Genomic DNA, 21,520 nt, shown 5'->3' with positions numbered 1-21,520 from the left:
ACGAATCCCCGCTATTGCGGTCCCTGCACAATCCACGCGACGGCATCGCTTTGAACTCCTGAACACAGGCGGCTCCAAAGCCTTCATACTCAGCAACCCTTTCAGGTTAAAAGCGGACTGCGTTCTAATGCGCTTATAGTTCTCGCTTGGCTGATGTAGCTCCCGGTGACCGGGACAAAGCACACACAAAATCTGCGGTAATTATATACTGGCCTCACTGAAACGGAAACGACACCTCTTGCCGCACCCCTTGCTGGCACCGCTCTCACCGGAAATCACATGCAACTCAAGAATCCCATCCTCGGCTTGTGCCAACAGGCAACCTTCATGCTCAGCGCAGCCAAAGTCGACCAATGCCCGGACGACGAAGGCTTTGAAGTGGCCTTCGCAGGGCGTTCCAACGCGGGCAAGTCCAGCGCTCTGAACACGCTGACCCACGCCAGCCTGGCCCGTACATCGAAGACGCCAGGTCGTACTCAGCTGCTGAACTTCTTCAAACTGGACGATGAGCGGCGTCTGGTCGACCTGCCGGGTTACGGCTACGCCAAGGTGCCAATTCCGCTCAAGCAACACTGGCAGCGTCACCTTGAAGCTTATCTGGGCAGCCGGGAAAGCCTGAAAGGTCTGATTCTGATGATGGACATCCGTCACCCGATGACGGACTTCGACATCCTGATGCTGGACTGGTCGATCGCCAGCCACATGCCGATGCACATTCTGCTGACCAAAGCCGACAAGCTGACTTACGGCGCAGCCAAGAACACGCTGCTCAAGGTTCAGTCAGAAATCCGCAAGGGCTGGGGCGATGCCGTCACTATCCAGCTGTTCTCGGCACCCAAGCGTATGGGTCTGGAAGAGGCCTATACCGTGCTTGCAGGCTGGATGGAGCTGGAAGACAAGGCACCTGCCGAGTAAATCGCAGGCAAAAAAAACCCCGGACTTCATATGGGGGAGGGGAAGTTCGGGGTTCAAGTTCCAGACTTCCAGGGAGGGAAGCCGGATATCTGCCAACACTTAACACAACTAGGAGCATGACTGGCTTCGCAGCCAATCGAGTTCTCTGACTGGCTTTTCGAGGCGTAAGTTCCTGGCCGGAGGAAATTCTCCGAACGGTCCGTCTGGTACACCGCATTATCGTTCATCGCGGGCAAGCCCGGCTCCCACAGGACACCGCATGCTTGCCCGGGTTTAGCACCTTGATCAGTGCGCCTCGTCCCAGTTGTTGCCGACACCAACTTCCACCAATAGCGGAACATCCAGCTGTGCCGCGCCACTCATGTGCGGACGGATCTGCTCGCTGATCTGTTCAACCAGATCTTCACGAACCTCCAGCACCAATTCATCGTGTACTTGCAGGATCACTCTGGCGTCCAGCCCGGACTCTTGCAGCCAGCCATTTACCGCCACCATAGCCTTCTTGATGATGTCTGCCGCCGTGCCCTGCATAGGCGCGTTGATCGCCATGCGCTCGGCGCCTTTGCGCAGAGCCTGGTTCTTGGCGTTGATGTCTGGCAAATACAGGCGACGGCCAAAAATGGTCTCAACGAAACCCTGCTCAGCCGCCTGCGTACGGGTGCGCTCCATGTAATCGAGCACGCCTGGATAACGGGCGAAATAGCGATCCACATAGGCTTGGGACTGTTTGCGATCAACACCGATCTGCTTGGCCAGACCGAAAGCGCTCATGCCGTAAATCAGACCGAAGTTGATCGCCTTGGCGCTGCGACGCATGTCAGTCGTTACCGCTTCGAGCTCGACGCCGAAAACTTCTGCGGCCGTTGCCCGGTGAACGTCCAGATCATTACGGAACGCGTGCAACAAGCCTTCATCCTTGGCCAGGTGAGCCATGATGCGCAGCTCGATCTGCGAGTAGTCCGCCGCCAACAGCTTGTAGCCCTTGGGCGCTACAAAAGCCTGACGAATACGACGCCCTTCTGCGGTACGGATCGGGATGTTCTGCAGGTTCGGGTCACTGGAAGAAAGGCGCCCGGTCACTGCCACCGCTTGATGATAGGACGTGTGAATACGACCCGTACGCGGGTTGATCTGCTCCGGCAGGCGGTCGGTGTAAGTGCTCTTGAGCTTGCTCATAGAGCGGTATTTCATCAACACCGTTGGCAGCGGGAAGCCTTGCTCGGCCAGTTCAGCCAGCACCGCTTCAGCGGTCGACGCTTGCCCCTTGGCAGTCTTGCTCAGGATCGGCATGCCGAGTTTTTCGTAGAGAATCACACCCAGTTGCTTGGGCGAGCCCAGATTGAACTCCTCCCCGGCAATCTCGAACGCCTCGCGCTCAAGAGCGACCATCTTGTCGCCCAGCTCGACGCTTTGAATGCCAAGCAGCTTGGCGTCTACCAACGCACCTTGCCGCTCGATGCCTGCCAGCACCGGCACCAATGGCATCTCGATATCGTTGAGTACCGGCAACAGGCTTGGAATGGCAGTGAGCTTCGCCTGAAGCGCTTCGTGCAGGCGTAACGTTATGTCCGCTTCCTGGGCAGCGTACTGCGCGGCCAACTCCAGTGAAATCTGGTCGAATGTGAGTTGCTTCACGCCCTTGCCAGCGATGTCCTGAATATTTCCGGCGGCATGGCCCAGGTATTTCAGCGCCAGGCTTTCGCGGTCATGACGGGTCGCGGTGGAATCCAACACATAGGATTCCAGCATGGTGTCGTAGAGCAGCCCCTGAACCGCAATGCCCTGGCTCTGATCACCGTCGATGGCGCAGTTCGCGAGGATATTGATATCGAACTTGGCGTGCTGACCGACTTTGATTTTGCTCGGGTCTTCCAGCAGCGGCTTGAGCTGCTTGAGGACATGGTCGCGGTCCAGCTGCTGCGGAACCCCCATGTACGAGTGGGTCAGCGGGATGTACGCGGCTTCGTGGGTCTGAACAGCAAACGACAAGCCCACCAGTTGCGCACGCTGGGCGTCCAGGCCATTGCTCTGGGTCACGAATGCCACCAGCTTGGCGTCGTTGAGCTTCTTCAGCCAGACGTCGAGCTGGTCCTGCTCCAGGATGGTTTCGTAGCGGGACTCTGCCGGAGCCGGGGCTTCTTCGATAGCGATTTCCAGACCGACACGCTTGGCGTCACGGTGCAGTTCTTCGATCCAGCTTTTGAATTCCAGCTCGGCGTACAGCTCTAGCAGCGCTTCACGATCAGGCTCGGTGCAGTGCAGTTGATCCAGTTCGATATCCAGCGGCACGTCGATCTTGATCGTCGCCAGCTCATACGACAGGAATGCCATGGCGCGGTGCTCTTCGAGCTTGGCCGCCAGGTTCTTCGCGCCACGAATAGGCAGCGTCGCGACCATTTCGAGGTTTTCGTACAGCTCTTTCAGGCCGCCGCCCACACCGACCAACAGGCCTACGGCGGTCTTTTCGCCAACACCTGGCACGCCTGGGATGTTATCGACCTTGTCGCCCATCAGTGCGAGGTAATCGATGATGTGCTCAGGGCCGACGCCGAACTTCTCTTTCACGCCCGCCACGTCCTGGACGCTGCCGGTCATGGTGTTGACCAGCGTGATGTGGCCGTCGACCAACTGCGCCATGTCCTTGTCGCCGGTGGAAATGATTACCGGTCGGTCCGCCGCTGCACTGCTGCGCGCCAGTGTGCCAATCACGTCGTCAGCTTCGACCCCGTCAACGCACAGTAACGGGTAACCCAAACCTTTCACACAGGCGTGCAGCAGATCGATCTGCACGCGCAAATCGTCCGGCATGCTTGGCCGGTTGGCTTTGTACTCGGCGTACAGGTCGTCACGGAATGTGCCGCCTTTGGCGTCGAACACTACTGCGAACGGACTGTCGGGGTATTGCCGACGCAGGCTTTTGAGCATATTCAGCACGCCTTTCACGGCACCCGTGGGCAAACCCTTGGACGTGGCGAGCGGCGGCAGCGCGTGAAAAGCGCGGTACAGGTAAGAAGAACCGTCCACCAGGACGAGGGGAGCTTGGCTCATGAGCAGAATCAACCTTTTCGGCGGGGTCGGCGCTAGAATGCGAGGACCATTGACGACAAAGGGACAAGGTTATCATGCGCACAACAAATCGCCTGTTGCTGGCTGGCCTGTTTACACTCTGCCCGCTGATTGCCGTTGCTGCCGATGAAGCACCGTCAGGAGACCCGGAAGTTACAATCCGCACCGAAGGTGACAGGACCATTCAGGAGTACCGCCAGAACGGCTTCCTGTATGCGATCAAGATCACCCCGAAAGGCGGTAAACCTTACTTCCTGGTGCGCGCCGATGGTACAGACGCCAATTTCATTCGTTCAGACCAACCGGATATGCTGATTCCATCGTGGAAAATATTCGAGTGGTAAGGTCCCACATTCACCTTTTTTGCTGGCAGCCCTGATATGTCCGTATTTACCCCACTGGCTCGGCCCGAGCTGGAAACATTTCTCGCCCCTTACGGGCTAGGCCATCTACGTGACTTTCAAGGCATTGCCGCCGGAAGCGAAAACACCAACTACTTCATTAGCCTGGAGCAGGGTGAGTTCGTACTGACGCTTGTGGAACGCGGTCCGGTTCAGGAAATGCCGTTCTTCATCGAACTGCTGGACACCCTCCACGAGGCTGATCTGCCGGTACCGTATGCCTTGCGCACCACGGACGGCGCTGCCTTGCGTGAGCTGGCCGGCAAACCGGCGTTGCTGCAACCCCGGCTGCCAGGCAAACACATCAGCGCGCCGAACACGCAGCATTGCGTGCAAATCGGTGAACTGCTGGGTCATCTGCACCTGGCGACTCGCGACAAGATACTGGAGCGCAAGACCGATCGCGGCCTGGACTGGATGCTCGCCGAAGGCGCAACACTGATTTCTCATCTGGAAGCCGCACCCAGCGCGTTGCTCAAAGCTGCACTGGAAGAAATCGAACGCTTGAAACCCAGGATCATGGCGCTGCCTCGGGCCAATCTGCATGCCGATCTGTTCCGCGACAACGCGCTGTTTGAAGGCACGCACCTGACCGGGCTGATCGACTTCTACAATGCCTGCTCAGGCCCGATGCTTTACGACCTGGCTATCGCATTGAATGACTGGTGCTCGGACGAAGAGGGCAAGATCGACGCGCCACGCGGGCGTGCATTGCTGGGTGCCTACGCAGGGTTGCGCCCGTTCACAGCGGCCGAAGCCGAGTTGTGGCCGACCATGCTGCGCGTAGGGTGCGTGCGTTTCTGGCTGTCACGCTTGATTGCGGCGGAATCCAACGCAGGGCAGGACGTGCTGATCCACGACCCGATGGAGTTCGAGAAACGCTTGGCCCAACGGCAGGAAACGCACCTGCCGCTGCCGTTTGCGTTGTAAATCCACAAAGCTTCAAAGGTCGGCACTGTTAAACCGAATGCCAAGAACCTGTAGGAGCTGCCGAAGGCTGCGAATGGGCAATTCTGACACACCGCCTTCGCAGCCTTCGGCAGCTCCTACAAAAACTATCAACCGACCTCAAAGACTCTCCAGGCACCCCACCAAATCATCACCCAGCTTGTTCAGCAGCAGCTCATAACCGGTCGCGTTTGCCTGAGTCTCTCCGCCCAGCGCATCCAGCTCAGCCAGTTTCGCAGGCAGCCCGGCCGTCAGGGTTTCGGCCAGACGTGGACGCAATGGCGGCTCGCTGAATACGCAGGTCTTGCCAACTTCCTTCAGCCGCGCACGCATGGCAGCGACATGCTGGGCACCGGGCTGAACCTCGGCAGCAACGCTGAATACGCCCGCATGCTTGAGGCCATAAGCGTCTTCGAAATAATCGAAAGCCTCATGGAATACGAAGTACGGCTTGCCCGCGATTCCGGCTACACGGCCTTTGATTCGCGCATCCAATGTGTCCAGACGCGCATTGAACGCTTTGGCATTACTTGCATACCGCGCGGCATTGGCCGGATCGGCAGCGCTCAGGTCGGTGGCCATTTTTGCCGCGATCACCCGGGCATTCACCGACGACAACCACAAATGCGCATCAAGGCTGCCGGGCCGATGATCGTGGTCATGCTCGTCGTGGCCGTGGTCATCGTCTTCCTCATGGGACGCGCTGTCTGCGCCGAAGTGGCGCAACTTCAGACCCGGTAGCGATTGCACGGCGACGACCGGCAGGGTCCGGTTTTTCAGGACACGAGGCAGGAAGCCTTCCATGTCCGGGCCGATCCAGTAGAGCAAATCGGATTGCTGCACGCGCCGTACGTCGGATGGCCGCAAAGCATAGTGATGCGGCGACGCCCCAGGCGGCAAAAGCACCTCTGGCGTACCGACACCATCCTGCACAGCCGCAGCAATCAGCTGCAATGGCTTGATGCTGGTGAGGACGCGGACATCGGCCTGAACCGGGGAAATTGTCAGCAAACTTGCGGTTAAAGCGACAAATAGAGCAAAAAGACGGTACACGTGGGCCACTCATAGAAGGCTAGAACGGGTAACATAATAACGTCTCTAGCAAATATCGTCGCCGCCCATGCCTATTACACCGTTGGCCAGTCGCCCTCACGACCACTCCCACTGCGTGCATACCGCGCTTTCCGAAGCCGATACCCTGTGCGCACAGAAAGGCCTGCGCCTGACTGCCCTGCGCCGTCGCGTGCTGGAACTCGTCTGGCAGAGCCACAAACCACTGGGTGCCTACGACATCCTCGCGGTACTCAGCGAAGAAGATGGCCGTCGTGCTGCGCCGCCTACCGTTTACCGAGCGCTGGATTTCCTGCTGGAAAACGGTCTCGTGCATCGCATCGCGTCCCTGAACGCCTTCACCGGCTGCAACCACCCGACTCACGTGCATCAGGGCCAGTTCCTGATTTGCCGTGAATGCCACGCCGCCATTGAGCTGCAAAGCCCGACCATCAGCGAGGCCGTGACCACTGCGGCTGCCGACGTGGGCTTTGCGGTCGAAGGCCAGACGGTGGAAATCATCGGGGTGTGTTCCGGCTGCAAGGCCGCCTGATGAGCAACGCGTTGATCAAGCTTGAGCACGTTGGCGTCGCCCTTTCCGGGCAGAACGTGCTGGAAAATATTCACCTGAGCGTCAAGCCTGGGGAAATCGTCACCCTGATCGGCCCCAACGGCGCGGGTAAAACCACGCTGGTGCGTGCGGTGCTCGGTTTGCTTAAACCGGACACCGGCAGCGTCTGGCGTAAACCGAAGCTGCGCGTTGGCTACATGCCGCAAAAGCTGCACGTTGACCCAACGCTGCCATTGTCAGTGCTGCGCTTTCTGCGTCTGGTGCCCGGCGTTGACCGTGCGGCCGCGCTGGCAGCGCTCGCTGAAGTTGGGGCCGAGAAGGTTATCGACAGCCCACTGCAAAGCGTTTCCGGCGGTGAGATGCAGCGTGTTCTGCTGGCTCGCGCCTTGTTGCGCGAACCGGAATTGCTGGTACTGGATGAGCCCGTGCAGGGCGTCGACGTCGCCGGGCAAGCCGAGCTTTACAGTTTGATTACCCGCCTGCGTGACCGCCATGGCTGCGGTGTGCTGATGGTCTCCCACGATCTGCATCTGGTGATGAGCACCACGGATCAGGTGGTGTGCCTGAATCGCCACGTCTGCTGCTCCGGCCATCCGGAACAAGTTAGCCACGACCCGGCGTTCGTCGAGCTGTTTGGCAAAAACGCGCAAAGCCTGGCGATCTATCACCACCATCACGACCACGCCCATGACCTGCATGGCGAAGTCGTTGAAGAGGCCGCCGACCCGGCTGGTCACGCACACACACATGTTCACGGGGACAGCTGCAAGCATGGCTGATTTTCTTCTCTACGCCTTGCTAGCCGGCCTGGCCTTGGCGCTTGTCGCAGGACCGCTGGGTTCGTTCGTAGTCTGGCGACGCATGGCCTATTTTGGCGACACGCTTTCTCACGCAGCGCTGCTGGGCGTGGCACTGGGCTTTTTGCTGGATGTCAGCCCCACGATTGCGGTGACTGTCGGCTGCCTGTTGCTGGCGATTCTGCTGGTCACCTTGCAGCAACGTCAGCCGCTGGCATCCGATACGCTGCTGGGGATTCTAGCGCCCAGCACGTTGTCTCTTGGGCTGGTTGTGCTGAGCTTCATGCACGATGTGCGCATCGACCTGATGGCTTACCTGTTTGGCGATTTGTTAGCGATCAGCCCTAACGACCTGATCTGGATCCTTGGCGGATCACTGGCAGTGCTGGTATTACTGATAGCACTTTGGCGCCCACTGTTGGCGATTACCGTGCATGAAGAGCTGGCGAAGGTTGAAGGCCTGCCCGTCGCAGGCTTGCGCATGGCGCTGATGTTGTTGATCGCGGTAGTGATCGCCGTTGCGATGAAAATTGTCGGCGTTCTGCTGATCACCTCGCTGTTGATCATTCCGGCAGCTGCGGCACAGCGTCACGCCCGCTCGCCGGAGCAAATGGCATTAGGCGCAAGCGTGCTGGGCATAGTCGCCGTGTGTCTCGGGCTGTCGATGTCCTGGTTCAAGGACACCCCGGCAGGGCCATCAATTGTGGTTTCAGCAGCGGCATTGTTTCTGCTGAGTTTTGTCCTCCCCAAACGAGCGGTGTAGACTTGCTCGTTTTTTGCGCAATTAGAGAATCGCAGGAATGAAGCCGTTCGCATCCCGTTATCTGCTGCTTGCCGCATTTTCCGTTCTGTTGGCGGCCTGTCAAAACGCGCCGACAGTCGAAGCGCCTGCCCCTGCAACTGAAGCAGACGGCTTCGCGCAGCTTGAGCAGAGCATTACCAGCAATGAACTGGCGACAGCTGAAGACCAGTTGGCCAAGCTGCAAGCTGCAGCGCCAACGGACATTCGCCTTGAGCCGTTCCAGCGTCGTTTGGCAGAAGCGTATCTGAGCCGCAGCCAGATTGGCTTGCAGAAGGGTGACGTCAACGCAGCAGCCACGGCCTTGAGCCGAGCACGAGCCTTGATGCCTAAAGCACCCGCATTGACCAGCGGCGTCAACGGCGCAATCGCCCACGCCCGCAAGGCCGAGCTTGATCAAGCCGAAGCAGAGTTGAAAGCAGCTGAAGCCAAGCGTGTCGCCAAACTGATTGATCCATCGGCAGAAAGTACAACTATCGAATTGAAGATCGGCGATATGGCGCAACTACGTCGCCAACTGGATGCGATCGCTGCTGATACGGTGGCATTCAACTGCGTCGTTCTACTGCAAGTACCGCGCACAGACGATTACCCGTGGCTGGCCACTTTGCTGACCAAACGGGTAAACAGGATCAATCCGGATTTTGAACTGGAATTGCGCCGCAAGATTGAGCGCAATGAGTCGGCGACAGTCGTTCTGAAGCCTGCTCAGCAATAGCCGAGCCCGCCACGCCTCGGGTCTATGGCACCGCGCTATCTCGCGTCAAACGGTAGATCTGTAGGAGCGCACGAGCACCGCGAGGCCGCGATAGCGGTTTATGAGACAGACCTCCATGGCTGCCTCGCGTTACTCGTGAGCTCCGACAGGATTTACGCAGGAATCGCTTTAGCCTTCGGCTCACGATCCCAGACCCGATGCTGGGCTATCGCGGTGAAGAAAGGCTTGAACGACTTGCTGTCAGACACTTCCAACAGCCCGGCATCCTTGTCCAGATGCAGCAGATCGATGATCTGTTTGGCTTCACCACTTACCGAAATTGCCTTGAGGTGTTTGTAAGCCTCGAGCACGTAGTGCAGCGCGACACCATCGCCACTCAGTGCAGTTACCGAAGCAGCCCCACCTGGGATGAACACTGCGTCGAACGCTACCGACGGCAGGCCCTCCATGGAGGCGTCCACCGGCAGGCTCGCACCGCTGGCAGTTTTCACCGGCGCAGAAGTCGGACCCAGCACCTTGGCGTGAGCACCTTCAGCTTCCAGCGCCGCTTTCATAGCCGCAACAGCTTTGTCGTCGACACCATTGGCCACAAGGATCGCCACTTTGCGCGACACGATATCGCCCGACAGCAGATTCACCTGACTCAACAGCGGCGACTCTTCAAGCGATTGCTTCCTGGACGGCACGGTTGGAGCCGTTGGCGCAGGCAGACCGAGGTTGGCGGCGACACGAGCAGCCAATTCCAGATCGATGTTCGCCAGGATCTCGTTTACCTGACGTGCACGAATGTGCTCGCGGTCGACCTTGCCCAACTCGAAGCTGTACGCCGCGATGATGTGCTCTTTCTCGGGGTGGCTCATGCTGTTGAAGAACAGCGTGGCTTGCGAGAAGTGGTCGGAGAACGATTCGCTACGCTGACGAACCTTGTGCGCTTCGATGCGCTCCGGATAGCTTTCAAAACCGCCATCCACCGGGCCAGCCGGGGTTTCTTTCGGCCAGCCGCCGTCAATCGAGTTCGGCTCGTAGGAAGCGCGGCCTTTGTCGATCGTGGTGCGGTGCTGAGCATCGCGCTGACCATTGTGGTTCGGGGCGACAGGGCGGTTGATCGGGATCTCGTGGAAGTTCGGCCCGCCAAGACGGCTGATCTGGGTATCGGTGTAGGAAAACAGGCGACCTTGCAGCAGTGGGTCGTTGGAGAAATCGATACCCGGCACGACGTGACCCGGGCAGAACGCGACCTGCTCGGTTTCAGCGAAGAAATTGTCCGGGTTACGGTTGAGCACCATTTTGCCCAGCGGCGTCACGGGTACCAGTTCTTCAGGGATGATCTTGGTCGGGTCGAGAATATCGAAGTCGAACTTGTGCTCGTCCTCTTCTGCCACGATCTGCACGCCCAGTTCCCATTCTGGGTAATCACCGGTTTCGATGGATTCCCACAGGTCACGACGGTGGAAGTCGGTGTCTTTACCCGCCAGCTTCTGCGCTTCGTCCCATACCAGCGAGCAAACGCCGAATTTAGGCTTCCAGTGGAATTTCACGAAGGACGATTTGCCCTCGGTGTTGATCATGCGGAACGTATGCACGCCGAAACCCTGCATGGTGCGCAGGCTTTTTGGAATGGCGCGGTCGGACATAGTCCACAGCACCATGTGCGCGGACTCAGGCACCAGCGAGACGAAATCCCAGAAGGTGTCGTGAGCGGAGCCACCGGTCGGGATTTCGTTATGCGGTTCAGGTTTGACCGCGTGAACGAAGTCCGGGAATTTGATCGCGTCCTGGATGAAGAACACCGGCATGTTGTTGCCAACCAGGTCGTAGTTGCCTTCATCGGTATAGAACTTCACCGAAAAGCCACGTACGTCACGCACGGTATCGCCTGAACCACGAGGACCTTGTACGGTGGAAAAGCGCACAAACACCGGAGTTTGCTTGGCCGGGTCACGGAGGAAGCCAGCTTTGGTCAGCGCAGCGTGGTCCTCGTAAGCCTGAAAGTAACCATGCGCGCCAGTGCCGCGGGCATGGACGATGCGCTCTGGAATACGCTCATGGTCAAAGTGCGTAATTTTTTCACGCATGATGAAGTCTTCGAGCAGCGACGGGCCGCGGTCGCCTGCCTTCAGAGTGTTCTGGTTGTCGGAAACCTTCACACCATGGTTGGTGCGCAGCGCCTGCTGGGTCGCGTCGGAGCGAAACTGCTCCAGACTTTCCAGCTTGGCGTTGGTGTTGCTGCGGTCCGGAGTATCGGTTCCTGCGAGTTCGCTTTTTGCTGTTCCTGCGGTATTCGTGGGTTTCTTCGTAGCCATCAGACAAAAACTCCTCAATGACAGTCTGCCCTTTAGCCGGAACCGGCATGGGCTTATAAGCAAAAATCCCTGAAATCGAGCCCAGGGAGATCACGGCACTAAGAAAGTGACTGAGAAGAAAAACAGGCGTTCCGTGTTTTTTTCGAACATCTGTCGGGTGGCGCTTCCAATGGAGCGATTTCCTGTGGAAGCAGGGCTTGCCCGCGATAAGACTGGACGCGATATGCCTGATATTTGCGGAGCCTTCATCGCGAGCAAGTTCTGCTCCCACCGAAAATCCAGATCATTGCCACCCATCGCCTTATTCCATTTCGATGGGTGCGTTATGAAATAAATGCTAAATCGATTCCGGCGGACAGGCTAAAATGCGCGCCCGGCCTATCCAGCCGATGCCAATCAGCCGGCGCGTTCTGCCGCTGCGCTGAACTTTTAACGCGCCCCACAAGGTTCGCTAAGTGATCGAGTTCCATAACGTCCATAAAACCTATCGGGTGGCAGGCAAGGAAATTCCAGCCCTGCACCCCACCAGCCTGCGCGTCGAAGACGGCCAGGTGTTCGGTCTGATCGGCCACTCAGGGGCTGGCAAAAGTACTTTGCTGCGCCTGATCAACCGCCTGGAAACTCCGAGCGGCGGACAGATCATCGTCGACAACGAAGACGTCACGGCCCTTGATGCCAATGGCTTGCGGCGTTTCCGCCAGCAGGTCGGGATGATCTTCCAGCACTTCAACCTGCTGTCCTCCAAAACTGTGGCCGACAACGTCGCCATGCCGCTGACTCTGGCCGGTGATATGTCCCGCGCCGAGATCGACCAGCGCGTGGCAGAACTATTGGCCCGGGTGGGTTTGTCGGATCATGCGAAGAAGTACCCTTCGCAGTTGTCCGGCGGGCAGAAGCAGCGCGTTGGCATTGCCCGTGCTCTGGCCACCAAGCCGAAAATCCTGCTGTGTGATGAAGCGACCAGCGCTCTGGACCCGCAAACCACGGCGTCGGTCCTGCAATTGCTGGCCGAGATCAACCGCGAGCTGAAGCTGACCATCGTCCTGATCACCCACGAAATGGATGTGATCCGTCGCGTGTGCGATCACGTTGCGGTGATGGACGCTGGGGTTATCGTCGAGCAGGGCAAGGTCGCTGATGTGTTCCTGCACCCGCAGCATCCGACCACCAAACGCTTTGTTCAGGAACACGAGCAGATCGATGAAAACGAGCAGCGCGATGACTTCGCCCACGTCGAAGGCCGCATCGTGCGTCTGACCTTCCAGGGTGAGGCGACCTACGCGCCGCTGCTCGGCACTGTCGCGCGTGAAACCGGTGTGGATTACAGCATCCTGGCCGGACGCATCGATCGCATCAAGGACACGCCTTACGGGCAACTGACCCTGGCCATCACCGGCGGTGACATGGACGCCGCCTTCGCTCGCTTCACCGCCGCGGATGTTCATATGGAGGTGCTGCGCTGATGGACGCTCTACTGACTTTATTCCCCAACGTCGACTGGTCGGAAATCTGGATCGCCACGCTCGATACCCTGAACATGCTTGTCGTGTCTCTGGGCTTTACGGTGCTGCTCGGTTTGCCGCTGGGCGTGATTCTGTTCCTGACTTCGCCACGCCAGTTGCTCGAAAACAAGGGCCTGTATTCAGTCCTGGCAGTGATCGTCAACCTGCTGCGGGCCTTGCCATTCATCATCCTGCTGATTGTGATGATGCCCGTTACCGAGATTATTACCGGCACCACTCTGGGCATCCTCGGCACCTTGCCACCGCTGATCGCGGGCGCGACTCCGTTCTTTGCTCGTCTGGTGGAAACCGCGCTGCGCGAAGTGGATCGGGGCATCATCGAAGCGACTCAGGCCATGGGCGCCACCACTCGGCAGATCATCGTCAAGGCGCTGCTGCCTGAAGCGCGTCCCGGCATCCTCGCAGCCATTACCGTTACGGCCATTGCGCTGGTGTCGTTCACCGCCATGGCGGGTGCGGTTGGCGCGGGCGGGCTGGGTGACCTGGCAATCCGTTACGGTTACCAGCGCTTCCAGAACGATGTGATGTTTGTGACGGTCTTATTGCTGCTGGTGCTGGTGCAAATCCTGCAAACCATCGGCGACAAACTGGTCGCACACTTTTCCCACCGTTAAGTTATTGGCCGATGTCCATCGGCAAAGGCCCGCCACGATGGCGGGCCCTCAAAGGAGTTGATCCATGAAAAAACTGTTGGCCGTATTTGCCGCCGTCGCCGCCTTGTCCGCCCACGCCGATGAAACCCTTAAAGTCGCGGCAAGTGCCGTGCCCCATGCCGAACTCCTGGAGTTCGTGAAGCCGACCCTGGCCAAAGAAGGCGTGGACCTGCAAATCAAGGTCTTCAACGACTATGTGCAGCCTAACCTGCAGGTTGCAGAAAAGCGCATGGACGCCAACTTCTTCCAGCACCAACCGTACCTGGATGAGTTCAACAAGGGCAAAGGCACTGATCTGGTCAGCGTGGCCAAGGTTCACGTAGAACCCTTTGGTGCCTACTCCGACAAGATCAAGAACCTGGCCGATCTGCCGGACGGCGCCAACGTTGCCCTGCCTAACGACGCGACCAACGAAGGCCGTGCGTTGCTGCTGCTGGCCAAAGCTGGCTTGATCACGCTAAAGGATCCAGCCAGCATTCTTGCCAAACCGAGCGATGTGCTGCAAAACCCGAAGAACCTGAAGTTCCGTGAGCTGGAAGCTGCGACCCTGCCACGCGTGCTGACTCAGGTTGATCTGGCACTGATCAACACCAACTACGCACTGACGGCCAAGCTCGACCCAACCAAGGACGCGCTGATCATCGAAGGTGCAGAGTCGCCTTACGCCAATATTCTGGTTGCCCGCCCGGACAACAAGGATTCGGACGCCATCAAGAAGCTGGTCGCGGCACTGCAAAGCCCGGAAGTGAAAGCGTTTATCGCTGAGAAGTACAAAGGCGCTGTGGTTCCGGCGTTCTAAGCTGAACCCGCTCCCCTGTAACTTAGTTTGGAATGCATTCCTGTGGGAGCGGTACTTGCCCGCGATACATGAGACGCAGATAGAAGATACACCGCGTCATCGTTTATCGCGGGCAAGCACCGCTCCCACATAAAATTGCACGGTGTGAGAAACCCCATTACTCACTCCCGCTCCAACAACCCCGGCAACTGCGCCAGCAGCTTCTGAGTGTTGAACGGCGCCCGGATAAAGCCACGTTGATTACCATCCGGCCCAAGCAACGCAAGGTTGCCGCTATGGTCCACGGTGTATCCCGGTTTGCTGGTATCAGCAGGGATAAACGGAATGCTCACCCCGTTGGCCAGCTTCTGAATATCCGGCACGCTCCCCGTCAATCCCAAGAAGTCCTTATCGAAATAGCCCAGATACTGCTTGAGTTGCTGCGGCGTATCGCGAGCTGGATCGACGCTGATCAGCACCACTCGCAACCGGCCCAACACGTCCTTGGGTAGCTCGCTCTTGATCTGGCGCAGCTGGGCGAGGGTAGTCGGGCAGATGTCCGGGCAATAGGTGTAGCCAAAAAACAGCAGCGTCCACTTGTCCTTGAGTTCGTTGATCTGTACCGGCTGGCCATCCTGATTGGTCATCATCAGGTCCGGCAACTTGCGGCTTTGCGGGAGCAGAATGATCCCTGCATCGATCAACGCCGTCTGGTCGCCGGAGCCTTTGCCCGATAACACACGATTGACGGTCAGGCCCAAGATCAAAGCGACGATGGCGACCAGGATGAAGACGGTTTTCTGGGTTCGAGTCATAAGATCAACAGTAGTCGTTTTTGAACAGGTTGATTGCAGCATGTGGTTGAGGGCACGGTACAGCACATCTCACGTTTTGTTGGCAAACATGCCTTTGACAGCGCTCATCCAATGGCGCATGACGAGGTGATAACCGTAGAAACGGCTTTAGCCGGGAAGGACCCGGTACATCCACTACATTTTCGTCGTGAGGAAGGCCGCCTTCCCGGATAGATCCGGCCCCAACAGTCCCGGGTGATTCCCAATATGGGGCCTCTGGACGACCGGCGCGCGCACTCGATAATTGATCATCACCATGCTCACCATCAGCCCTGCACCACAGGCGCTATGGGCGATAGCGGTAAGCAGTGGCAGATGAAACAGCACGTTGCTGACGCCAAGGCTGATCTGCATCGCGAGAAGCGTGACTAACAAGGCCGCCATGCCCATAAGCCCCGACTTCTTGAGTTGCCAGGCCAGGCTGAGCAGCGACAGCGTGACCAGCAGCGCGCCGACGCGATGAGTCAGGTGAATCGCCGTACGCGCCTCGCTGTCGAGTTTGCCGCCCAGATAATTGGGCCCGATGTGTTGGGCTAGATGAAAGCCGTTGGCAAAGTCTGCGTCAGGCCACCATTGCCCCTGACACGTAGGCACATCGGTACAGGCTAACGCGGCATAGTTGGCGCTGACCCAGCCACCCAGCGCGATCTGCACAGTGACCAGAAGCAAACCAATGGCAGCCATGCGCTGAAGCTTTGCAGGCAACTGCGGCCTTACAGCGAAGGCACCACTCAAGCGCAGTGTCAGCAGAAACAACAGGCTCAGCGTCGCGACCCCGCCCAGCAGATGTGCCGTTACCACTTGCGGCCAGAGCTTGAGGGTCACAGTCCACATACCAAATGTGGCTTGCGCGAGCACCACGCCCAACAACAAAAATGGCAGCTTCAATGGTTGACCTGTCTGCCTGCGTCGCCGCCAGGCCTGGCCTGCCAACAGCAGGATCAGCAGCGCCAGCGCACCGGCGAAGTAGCGATGGAGCATTTCGCTCCAGCCCTTGGCGGCATGCACCGGTGTGTCGGGAAAATACAGCTCGGCGTGGGCCAGTTGCAGGTCGTTGCTCGGCACACTGATAAAGCCATAACAGCCTGGCCAGTCCGGGCAACCCAGCCCGGCATGAGTGAGCCGGGTATAAGCACCCAGTAACACCACGAACAGCGCCAGCAGCGTGGCAAGCAGAGCAAGACGAAAACCGGGCCTGGTCATGACGACCTCCTAGCCTATATTCGATAGCTTCAGCAGTTGCCGCAGGTCCTTGAGCAAATCCTTGCCGTTGACATCAGCGCCGTAGCGCAACACGAGATTGCCGTGGGGATCGACGATCCACAATTGTGGTACTTCAATGCCGGGCGCAGCCTTGTGGTAACGCGGCAGCTCCAGCGGGTAACGTTGCAGTTGCGGGTACTCTCGGCTCAATTGCGCGGCGTAATCTGCACTCAGCGGTTGTGCGCTGGCCAGTGCGTGACTGGCGCGAGCGGCATCACGCCCCAGTCCGATCTGGATTTGCCGCGCCAGATACACCAGTTGCCGGCAATCGGCAGCGCAGTCTCCCGGCGCACTGACCAATAGCTGCCAACGCGATTCCTCAGCCTGCACACCCAAGTCAGCGCGGCTCTGACCATTACCGATCAACTGCCCGTGAAAGCTGCGATCCTCCGGTACCCAGAATTTGAACTTGTACATGCTGGTGGCCAGGATCATCGGCCCGACAGCCACTAACACCACCAGAATCAACTGCAATCGTCCCCTGCGGCGGTTATGTGGCGAGCGCTGTTCAGACATGCTGATGGTCGTTCCCATGAGGGTTCTCCGGTCTTTTCTTGTTGTGCTTTGCCTGGTGCCAACCGAGATAGAGATAAAGTGCGATCAGCGCGACGGCCATCGAGAACCACTGCACGGCGTAGCCAAGATGCTTTTCTGGACCCATGGCGACCACCGGCCAATCGACTCGATACGCACCGAGTCCCGACTCCATTCGCAGCTCTTGAGCGAAGCCTTCACGACCCAGTTCCGCCCAGAGTCTGGAAGGCTCGATTGCCGTGACCAGCCGCGGCCAGGTGGCGTTGGCAGAATCGGCCTGTAGCTGAAACGTGGCAGGTATCACATAAACCCAAGCCTGCAGCCTGACCGGTTGTGTAGGGGTACTGAATGCAGGTGCGGTCCGGCGATCAGGCCAAGGTAGCCAGCCGCGATTGACCCACACCCAGACACCACTGGCCTGGTCCTGAAACGGCTGGATCAGTTCAACCCCGGCTTTACCTTCGCGGATGCTGTTATCGAGCAATAGACTGTGCTCAGCATCAAAAGCCCCGCGTAACTGCACACGACGGTACGCAGGGTCAGCGCTGTTCAATAATTGATCAATCGACCCAGGTGACTCAGCCTGACGTTCGGCATGGGTCGCGAGCATCACGCGTTTCTGTTCGCCACGGCCCAGTTGCCAGAAGCCAAGGGAAACCAGCGCAGGCAACAAGACAAGCACGACGACGCTGGGCAGCAGGCCGGGAGCGAAGTGCTTCATCGCCCGGCCTGCCAAGCGTGATAAGGCCCACCTATACTCCATTGCATCGCGTTGCTCCTGGAGTTGTCATGCTCAAGATAGCGATCGTCCTTCTGCTTATCGCCACCGTGGCCTGCCTGTTCAGCGGCCTGTTCTTTCTGGCCAGAGACGGCAGCCGATCGACCCGTTTGCTGAAAGCCCTGACGTTGCGTGTCAGCCTGGCGGTGGTGACTCTGGCGCTGATTGCCTGGGGGTTCTATAGCGGCCAGTTGGTGTGACCCACCCCTGTAGGAGCTGAGCTTGCTCGCGATGCAGATGCCAGATTTCTCCGGCTAACCGAGTTATCGTTTATCGCGAGCAAGCTCGGCTCTCACAGGTTTAACCAGGCTCAAGGTCTAGACCACATACACAAATACAAACAACCCGACCCACACCACATCCACAAAATGCCAATACCAGCTGGCCGCCTCAAAACCGAATTGATGCTGCGCATCGAAATGCCCGCGCAGGATGCGCATCAGCATCACGAACAAGATGATCGTGCCGATGGTGACGTGAGCGCCGTGAAAGCCGGTGAGCATGAAAAAAGTCGCGCCATAAATGCCGGAGCCCAGCGTCAGGCCCAGCTCCTGGTAGGCGTGAACGTATTCCTCAACTTGTAGCGTCAAGAAGCTCAGGCCCAACAAAACCGTGATCGCCATCCATATCTTCAACGCGCCACGATGGCCGCGCTTCAAGGCGTGGTGAGCAATGGTGATGGTGACACTGGAGCTGACCAGCAGAATCGTGTTGATCAGCGGTAACTTCCAGGGATCGATCACCCCCTTGGGCGCCGGATAAAGCTTCGGGTCTGGCGTGTCCAGCATCGGCCAGGTGTACTGAAAGTTCGGCCACAGCATGTTGGCAATGCCTTTGGATCCTTCGCCACCCAACCACGGCCCGGACCAGTAACGGATGTAGAACAGCGCACCGAAGAAGGCGACGAAGAACATCACTTCCGAGAAGATGAACCAGCTCATGCCCCATCGAAATGAGCGATCCATCTGCGCGCTGTATAACCCGGCGCGGCTTTCCCTGATCACCGTGCCGAACCAGCCAAAGAGCATGTATGCCACCAGCAGACCGCCCACGATAAAAATCCATGGCCCATGTGAGTCCGGCCGTGCGGCCTTCAGGTCGTTGAACCAGGTGCCCAGGCCGTACATGGTTATCAACAGCCCGACGGTGGCAATAATCGGCCATTTGCTTTGTGCCGGAACGTAATATTGCTCGTGAGTGGCCATCAGGCTCTCCTCGCTAACCCCCGCTTTTCGCTGCGGGTGGTTTGCTGGCGGTAACGTTGAACAGGGTGTAACCCAGCGTCAGCTGATTCACGTCCTTGGGCAGGTCGCGATCCACGATAAAACGTACCGGCATTTCGATACGCTCTCCCGGCTGCAACACTTGCTGGGTGAAGCAAAAACATTCGGTCTTGTGGAAATACACCGCTGCCGACCCAGGGGAAATGCTGGGCACTGCCTGAGCGGTCATAGGCCGGTCAGTCGGGTTTTGAGCAACGAACAGCATCTCGTTGACGGCACCGGGATGCACTTGCAACTGGTCAGCCTTGGGATAAAAACCCCAGACCATATCCACGGCATTGGTCGATAAGAACTGCACCCGCACCTGACGGCTTTCATCAACCTGCTGCGAGCCCTGCCAGGCATCGCCAGTCTTGCCGTTGATACCGAACGCCTTGCACATCACGTCGTAAAGCGGCACCAGAGCAAAGCCGAAGGCAAACATCACGACGACTACCAGCAGGAGACGAGTGATCAGTTTTTTCTGAGAGCGAGCTTCATTCATGCCAACACACCCTCGACTTGGAATGCGGCCCAGTGGGAGCTGGGCTTGCCCGCGATGCAGATGCCACATTTCGCAGGCTCACCGCGTTATCGTTTATCGCGGGCAAGCCCGGCTCCCACAGAGTCAGCATCAAGGCACGCATCTTCATTTCACCTCCGGCGGCGTAGTGAAGGTGTGATACGGCGCGGGCGAGGGGATGCTCCATTCCAGACCTTCAGCGCCGTCCCAGGGTTTGGCTGGCGCCGGTACGCCGCCGCGAATGGTCTTGATCACGATGAACAAAAAGAAAACCTGCGTCGCACCGAAGGTAAACGCACCTATCGAGGACACCATGTTGAAGTCGGCGAATTGCAGGTTGTAGTCCGGGACGCGGCGCGGCATGCCTGCCAACCCGACAAAGTGCATAGGGAAGAACGCCATGTTCATGCCCACGAAAGACAGCCAGAAATGCAGCTTGCCGAGGGTTTCGTCGTACATGTGTCCGGTCCACTTGGGCAGCCAGTAGTAAGCCGAGGCGAAAATACCGAAGATCGCACCGGGTACCAGCACGTAATGGAAATGGGCGACCACGAAATAAGTGTCCTGATACTGAAAATCGGCGGGAGCGATGGCCAGCATCAACCCGGAAAATCCTCCAATACTGAACAGAATCACAAAGGCCACGGCGAACAGCATCGGCGTCTCAAACGTCAGCGAGCCTTGCCACATGGTGCTGACCCAGTTAAAGACCTTCACACCTGTAGGCACTGCGATGAGCATAGTCGCGTACATGAAGAACAGCTCGCCCACCAACGGAATGCCCACCACAAACATATGGTGCGCCCAGACCATGAACGACAAAAAGGCGATGCTCGCCGTGGCGTAGACCATCGAGGTGTAGCCAAACAGCGGCTTGCGCGAGAACGCCGGGATGATTGAACTGACCGCGCCGAACGCCGGCAGGATCATGATGTACACCTCCGGGTGGCCAAAAAACCAGAACACATGCTGGAACAACACCGGATCACCGCCGCCCGCAGCATTGAAGAAGCTGGTACCGAAGTGGATGTCCATGAGCATCATCGTTACGCAGCCGGCCAATACCGGCATCACCGCGATCAGCAGAAATGCGGTGATCAGCCAGGTCCAGACGAACAACGGCATCTTCATCAGAGTCATGCCGGGGGCACGGAGATTGAGAATCGTCGCAACCACGTTGATTGCGCCCATGATTGAGCTAATGCCCATCATATGAATGGCGAATATGAAAAACGTCACGCTTTCAGGTGCATAGGTCGTGGACAGAGGCGCATAAAACGTCCAGCCGAAATTCGGACCGCCGCCGGGGCTGAACAGGGTCGAGACCAGCAACGCGAAGGCAGCGGGCAGCAACCAGAAGCTGAAGTTGTTCATCCTTGGCAAAGCCATGTCTGGCGCGCCGATCATCAGCGGGATCATCCAGTTGGCGAGGCCGACAAAGGCGGGCATGACCGCACCGAAGACCATGATCAACCCGTGCATGGTGGTCATCTGATTGAAGAATGCCGGCTCGACTATTTGCAATCCCGGCTGAAACAGCTCGGCGCGAATCACCATCGCAAAGGAGCCACCCAACAGAAACATGGTGAAGCTGAACCACAGGTACAGCGTGCCGATGTCTTTGTGGTTGGTGGTCAGCAGCCAGCGCATCAGGCCTTTGGCAGGGCCGTGTACCGCGTCATGGCCAGAAGCGCCATGATCGTCGATGACTGTGCTCATGAGTTGTCTCCCGCGGTGCCGACAAAATCTTTTCGTAGGAGCGCACGAGCACCGCGAGGCCGCGA

The 21,520-nt window shown here is 58.3% G+C and carries 21 protein-coding genes; 11 read left to right on the top strand and 10 right to left on the bottom strand.

The genetic code is table 11. The annotated features are described in order from the left end of the window. Positions 1-279 precede the first annotated feature (279 nt). Positions 280-915, top strand: coding sequence for a ribosome biogenesis GTP-binding protein YihA/YsxC (gene yihA, locus AUC60_RS19700; protein ID WP_087271460.1), 636 nt, complete (start codon positions 280-282; stop codon positions 913-915). Positions 916-1,200: 285 nt separating this feature from the next. Here the strand turns inward: yihA and polA are convergent, their stop codons facing one another. Next, positions 1,201-3,963, bottom strand: a complete 2,763-nt coding sequence (gene polA / locus AUC60_RS19695) for a DNA polymerase I (protein WP_087271457.1) — start codon at positions 3,961-3,963, stop codon at positions 1,201-1,203. A gap of 74 nt (positions 3,964-4,037) precedes the next feature. Between polA and AUC60_RS19690 the strand changes: the two genes are divergently transcribed. Next, positions 4,038-4,325 carry a DUF2782 domain-containing protein gene (locus tag AUC60_RS19690; protein ID WP_087271453.1) on the top strand — a complete coding sequence of 96 codons (288 nt, stop codon included), beginning with the start codon at positions 4,038-4,040 and terminating at the stop codon, positions 4,323-4,325. A gap of 36 nt (positions 4,326-4,361) precedes the next feature. Beyond that, complete coding sequence (locus tag AUC60_RS19685; RefSeq protein ID WP_087271449.1) at positions 4,362-5,312, top strand: homoserine kinase; 951 nt, start codon at positions 4,362-4,364, stop codon at positions 5,310-5,312. A 138-nt stretch (positions 5,313-5,450) separates the two neighbouring features. On the opposite strand, the gene AUC60_RS19680 is transcribed toward AUC60_RS19685, so the two are convergent. Beyond that, complete coding sequence (locus AUC60_RS19680; RefSeq protein ID WP_405624480.1) at positions 5,451-6,383, bottom strand: zinc ABC transporter substrate-binding protein; 933 nt, start codon at positions 6,381-6,383, stop codon at positions 5,451-5,453. Positions 6,384-6,450: 67 nt separating this feature from the next. On the opposite strand from AUC60_RS19680, the gene AUC60_RS19675 reads away from it, so the two are divergent. From AUC60_RS19675 to AUC60_RS19660, 4 genes are read left to right on the top strand one after another with little or no spacing between them, the layout of a single operon-like run. Beyond that, a complete protein-coding gene (locus AUC60_RS19675; protein ID WP_087271443.1) occupies positions 6,451-6,933 on the top strand; it encodes a Fur family transcriptional regulator in 483 nt (160 codons plus the stop codon). Continuing rightward, positions 6,933-7,730: a zinc ABC transporter ATP-binding protein ZnuC gene (znuC, locus tag AUC60_RS19670; protein ID WP_087271440.1), complete on the top strand. Its 798-nt coding sequence runs from the start codon at positions 6,933-6,935 to the stop codon at positions 7,728-7,730. The genes AUC60_RS19675 and znuC overlap by 1 nt, the downstream gene beginning before the upstream one ends. Then, positions 7,723-8,511 carry a zinc ABC transporter permease subunit ZnuB gene (gene znuB / locus AUC60_RS19665; RefSeq protein ID WP_087271438.1) on the top strand — a complete coding sequence of 263 codons (789 nt, stop codon included), beginning with the start codon at positions 7,723-7,725 and terminating at the stop codon, positions 8,509-8,511. The genes znuC and znuB overlap by 8 nt, the downstream gene beginning before the upstream one ends. Positions 8,512-8,548: 37 nt before the next feature. Next, a complete protein-coding gene (locus tag AUC60_RS19660; RefSeq protein WP_087271435.1) occupies positions 8,549-9,265 on the top strand; it encodes a PA5502 family lipoprotein in 717 nt (238 codons plus the stop codon). 152 nt (positions 9,266-9,417) lie between these two features. On the opposite strand, the gene katE is transcribed toward AUC60_RS19660, so the two are convergent. Further along, positions 9,418-11,568, bottom strand: coding sequence for a catalase HPII (gene katE / locus AUC60_RS19655; RefSeq protein ID WP_087271432.1), 2,151 nt, complete (start codon positions 11,566-11,568; stop codon positions 9,418-9,420). Positions 11,569-12,023: 455 nt separating this feature from the next. Here katE and AUC60_RS19645 point away from each other — a divergent pair, with 455 nt between their 5' ends. The 3 genes from AUC60_RS19645 to AUC60_RS19635 all read left to right on the top strand — a co-directional run bounded on the left by AUC60_RS19645 (position 12,024) and on the right by AUC60_RS19635 (position 14,543). After that, on the top strand, positions 12,024-13,031 hold the full coding sequence (locus AUC60_RS19645; RefSeq protein ID WP_087271426.1) for a methionine ABC transporter ATP-binding protein: 1,008 nt from the start codon (positions 12,024-12,026) through the stop codon (positions 13,029-13,031). Next, complete coding sequence (locus AUC60_RS19640) at positions 13,031-13,705, top strand: methionine ABC transporter permease (RefSeq protein ID WP_087271423.1); 675 nt, start codon at positions 13,031-13,033, stop codon at positions 13,703-13,705. The genes AUC60_RS19645 and AUC60_RS19640 overlap by 1 nt, the downstream gene beginning before the upstream one ends. Positions 13,706-13,769: 64 nt before the next feature. Next, positions 13,770-14,543, top strand: a complete 774-nt coding sequence (locus AUC60_RS19635) for a MetQ/NlpA family ABC transporter substrate-binding protein (RefSeq protein WP_087271420.1) — start codon at positions 13,770-13,772, stop codon at positions 14,541-14,543. A gap of 161 nt (positions 14,544-14,704) precedes the next feature. On the opposite strand, the gene AUC60_RS19630 is transcribed toward AUC60_RS19635, so the two are convergent. The 4 genes from AUC60_RS19630 to AUC60_RS19615 form a co-directional block, all read right to left on the bottom strand. After that, positions 14,705-15,337 carry an SCO family protein gene (locus AUC60_RS19630; RefSeq protein WP_087271416.1) on the bottom strand — a complete coding sequence of 211 codons (633 nt, stop codon included), beginning with the start codon at positions 15,335-15,337 and terminating at the stop codon, positions 14,705-14,707. Positions 15,338-15,511: 174 nt separating this feature from the next. Further along, positions 15,512-16,579: a COX15/CtaA family protein gene (locus AUC60_RS19625; protein WP_087271413.1), complete on the bottom strand. Its 1,068-nt coding sequence runs from the start codon at positions 16,577-16,579 to the stop codon at positions 15,512-15,514. 9 nt (positions 16,580-16,588) lie between these two features. Beyond that, positions 16,589-17,155, bottom strand: a complete 567-nt coding sequence (locus tag AUC60_RS19620) for a hypothetical protein (protein ID WP_405624483.1) — start codon at positions 17,153-17,155, stop codon at positions 16,589-16,591. After that, positions 17,148-17,894: an SURF1 family protein gene (locus AUC60_RS19615; RefSeq protein ID WP_087271407.1), complete on the bottom strand. Its 747-nt coding sequence runs from the start codon at positions 17,892-17,894 to the stop codon at positions 17,148-17,150. Before AUC60_RS19615 ends, AUC60_RS19620 begins: the two co-directional genes overlap by 8 nt. Before the next feature lie 68 nt (positions 17,895-17,962). Here AUC60_RS19615 and AUC60_RS19610 point away from each other — a divergent pair, with 68 nt between their 5' ends. Continuing rightward, the gene (locus tag AUC60_RS19610) at positions 17,963-18,151 is read left to right on the top strand and encodes a twin transmembrane helix small protein (RefSeq protein ID WP_087271404.1); all 189 of its coding nucleotides are present in this window, start codon (positions 17,963-17,965) and stop codon (positions 18,149-18,151) included. 117 nt (positions 18,152-18,268) lie between these two features. On the opposite strand, the gene AUC60_RS19605 is transcribed toward AUC60_RS19610, so the two are convergent. The 3 genes from AUC60_RS19605 to ctaD form a co-directional block, all read right to left on the bottom strand. Further along, positions 18,269-19,156 (bottom strand): cytochrome c oxidase subunit 3, encoded by an 888-nt coding sequence (locus AUC60_RS19605; protein ID WP_087271401.1) that lies wholly within the window; start codon positions 19,154-19,156, stop codon positions 18,269-18,271. A gap of 13 nt (positions 19,157-19,169) precedes the next feature. Beyond that, positions 19,170-19,718 (bottom strand): cytochrome c oxidase assembly protein, encoded by a 549-nt coding sequence (locus AUC60_RS19600; RefSeq protein ID WP_087271398.1) that lies wholly within the window; start codon positions 19,716-19,718, stop codon positions 19,170-19,172. Positions 19,719-19,862: 144 nt separating this feature from the next. Next, positions 19,863-21,455, bottom strand: coding sequence for a cytochrome c oxidase subunit I (gene ctaD / locus AUC60_RS19595; RefSeq protein ID WP_087271395.1), 1,593 nt, complete (start codon positions 21,453-21,455; stop codon positions 19,863-19,865). Between the last annotated feature and the right edge of the window lie 65 nt (positions 21,456-21,520).

The organism is Pseudomonas caspiana, from assembly GCF_002158995.1.
In the GTDB taxonomy this organism is placed as follows: Bacteria; Pseudomonadota; Gammaproteobacteria; order Pseudomonadales; family Pseudomonadaceae; genus Aquipseudomonas; species Aquipseudomonas caspiana.
The sequence above is the reverse complement of the archived record's forward strand: the minus strand, read 5'-3'. Positions and strand labels throughout refer to the sequence as shown.

Bases quoted from the DNA above. Each gene is read 5' to 3' on its own strand.
- AUC60_RS19635 (WP_087271420.1), top strand. From the start codon at position 13,770: ATGAAAAAACTGTTGGCCGTATTTGCCGCCGTCGCCGCCTTGTCCGCC.
- AUC60_RS19605 (WP_087271401.1), bottom strand. From the start codon at position 19,156: ATGGCCACTCACGAGCAATATTACGTTCCGGCACAAAGCAAATGGCCG.
- AUC60_RS19600 (WP_087271398.1), bottom strand. From the start codon at position 19,718: ATGAATGAAGCTCGCTCTCAGAAAAAACTGATCACTCGTCTCCTGCTG.
- AUC60_RS19640 (WP_087271423.1), top strand. From the start codon at position 13,031: ATGGACGCTCTACTGACTTTATTCCCCAACGTCGACTGGTCGGAAATC.
- ctaD (WP_087271395.1), bottom strand. From the start codon at position 21,455: ATGAGCACAGTCATCGACGATCATGGCGCTTCTGGCCATGACGCGGTA.
- AUC60_RS19675 (WP_087271443.1), top strand. From the start codon at position 6,451: ATGCCTATTACACCGTTGGCCAGTCGCCCTCACGACCACTCCCACTGC.
- znuB (WP_087271438.1), top strand. From the start codon at position 7,723: ATGGCTGATTTTCTTCTCTACGCCTTGCTAGCCGGCCTGGCCTTGGCG.
- AUC60_RS19690 (WP_087271453.1), top strand. From the start codon at position 4,038: ATGCGCACAACAAATCGCCTGTTGCTGGCTGGCCTGTTTACACTCTGC.
- polA (WP_087271457.1), bottom strand. From the start codon at position 3,963: ATGAGCCAAGCTCCCCTCGTCCTGGTGGACGGTTCTTCTTACCTGTAC.
- AUC60_RS19625 (WP_087271413.1), bottom strand. From the start codon at position 16,579: ATGACCAGGCCCGGTTTTCGTCTTGCTCTGCTTGCCACGCTGCTGGCG.
- AUC60_RS19660 (WP_087271435.1), top strand. From the start codon at position 8,549: ATGAAGCCGTTCGCATCCCGTTATCTGCTGCTTGCCGCATTTTCCGTT.
- katE (WP_087271432.1), bottom strand. From the start codon at position 11,568: ATGGCTACGAAGAAACCCACGAATACCGCAGGAACAGCAAAAAGCGAA.
- AUC60_RS19630 (WP_087271416.1), bottom strand. From the start codon at position 15,337: ATGACTCGAACCCAGAAAACCGTCTTCATCCTGGTCGCCATCGTCGCT.
- znuC (WP_087271440.1), top strand. From the start codon at position 6,933: ATGAGCAACGCGTTGATCAAGCTTGAGCACGTTGGCGTCGCCCTTTCC.
- AUC60_RS19615 (WP_087271407.1), bottom strand. From the start codon at position 17,894: ATGAAGCACTTCGCTCCCGGCCTGCTGCCCAGCGTCGTCGTGCTTGTC.
- AUC60_RS19620 (WP_405624483.1), bottom strand. From the start codon at position 17,155: ATGTCTGAACAGCGCTCGCCACATAACCGCCGCAGGGGACGATTGCAG.
- AUC60_RS19610 (WP_087271404.1), top strand. From the start codon at position 17,963: ATGCTCAAGATAGCGATCGTCCTTCTGCTTATCGCCACCGTGGCCTGC.
- yihA (WP_087271460.1), top strand. From the start codon at position 280: ATGCAACTCAAGAATCCCATCCTCGGCTTGTGCCAACAGGCAACCTTC.
- AUC60_RS19685 (WP_087271449.1), top strand. From the start codon at position 4,362: ATGTCCGTATTTACCCCACTGGCTCGGCCCGAGCTGGAAACATTTCTC.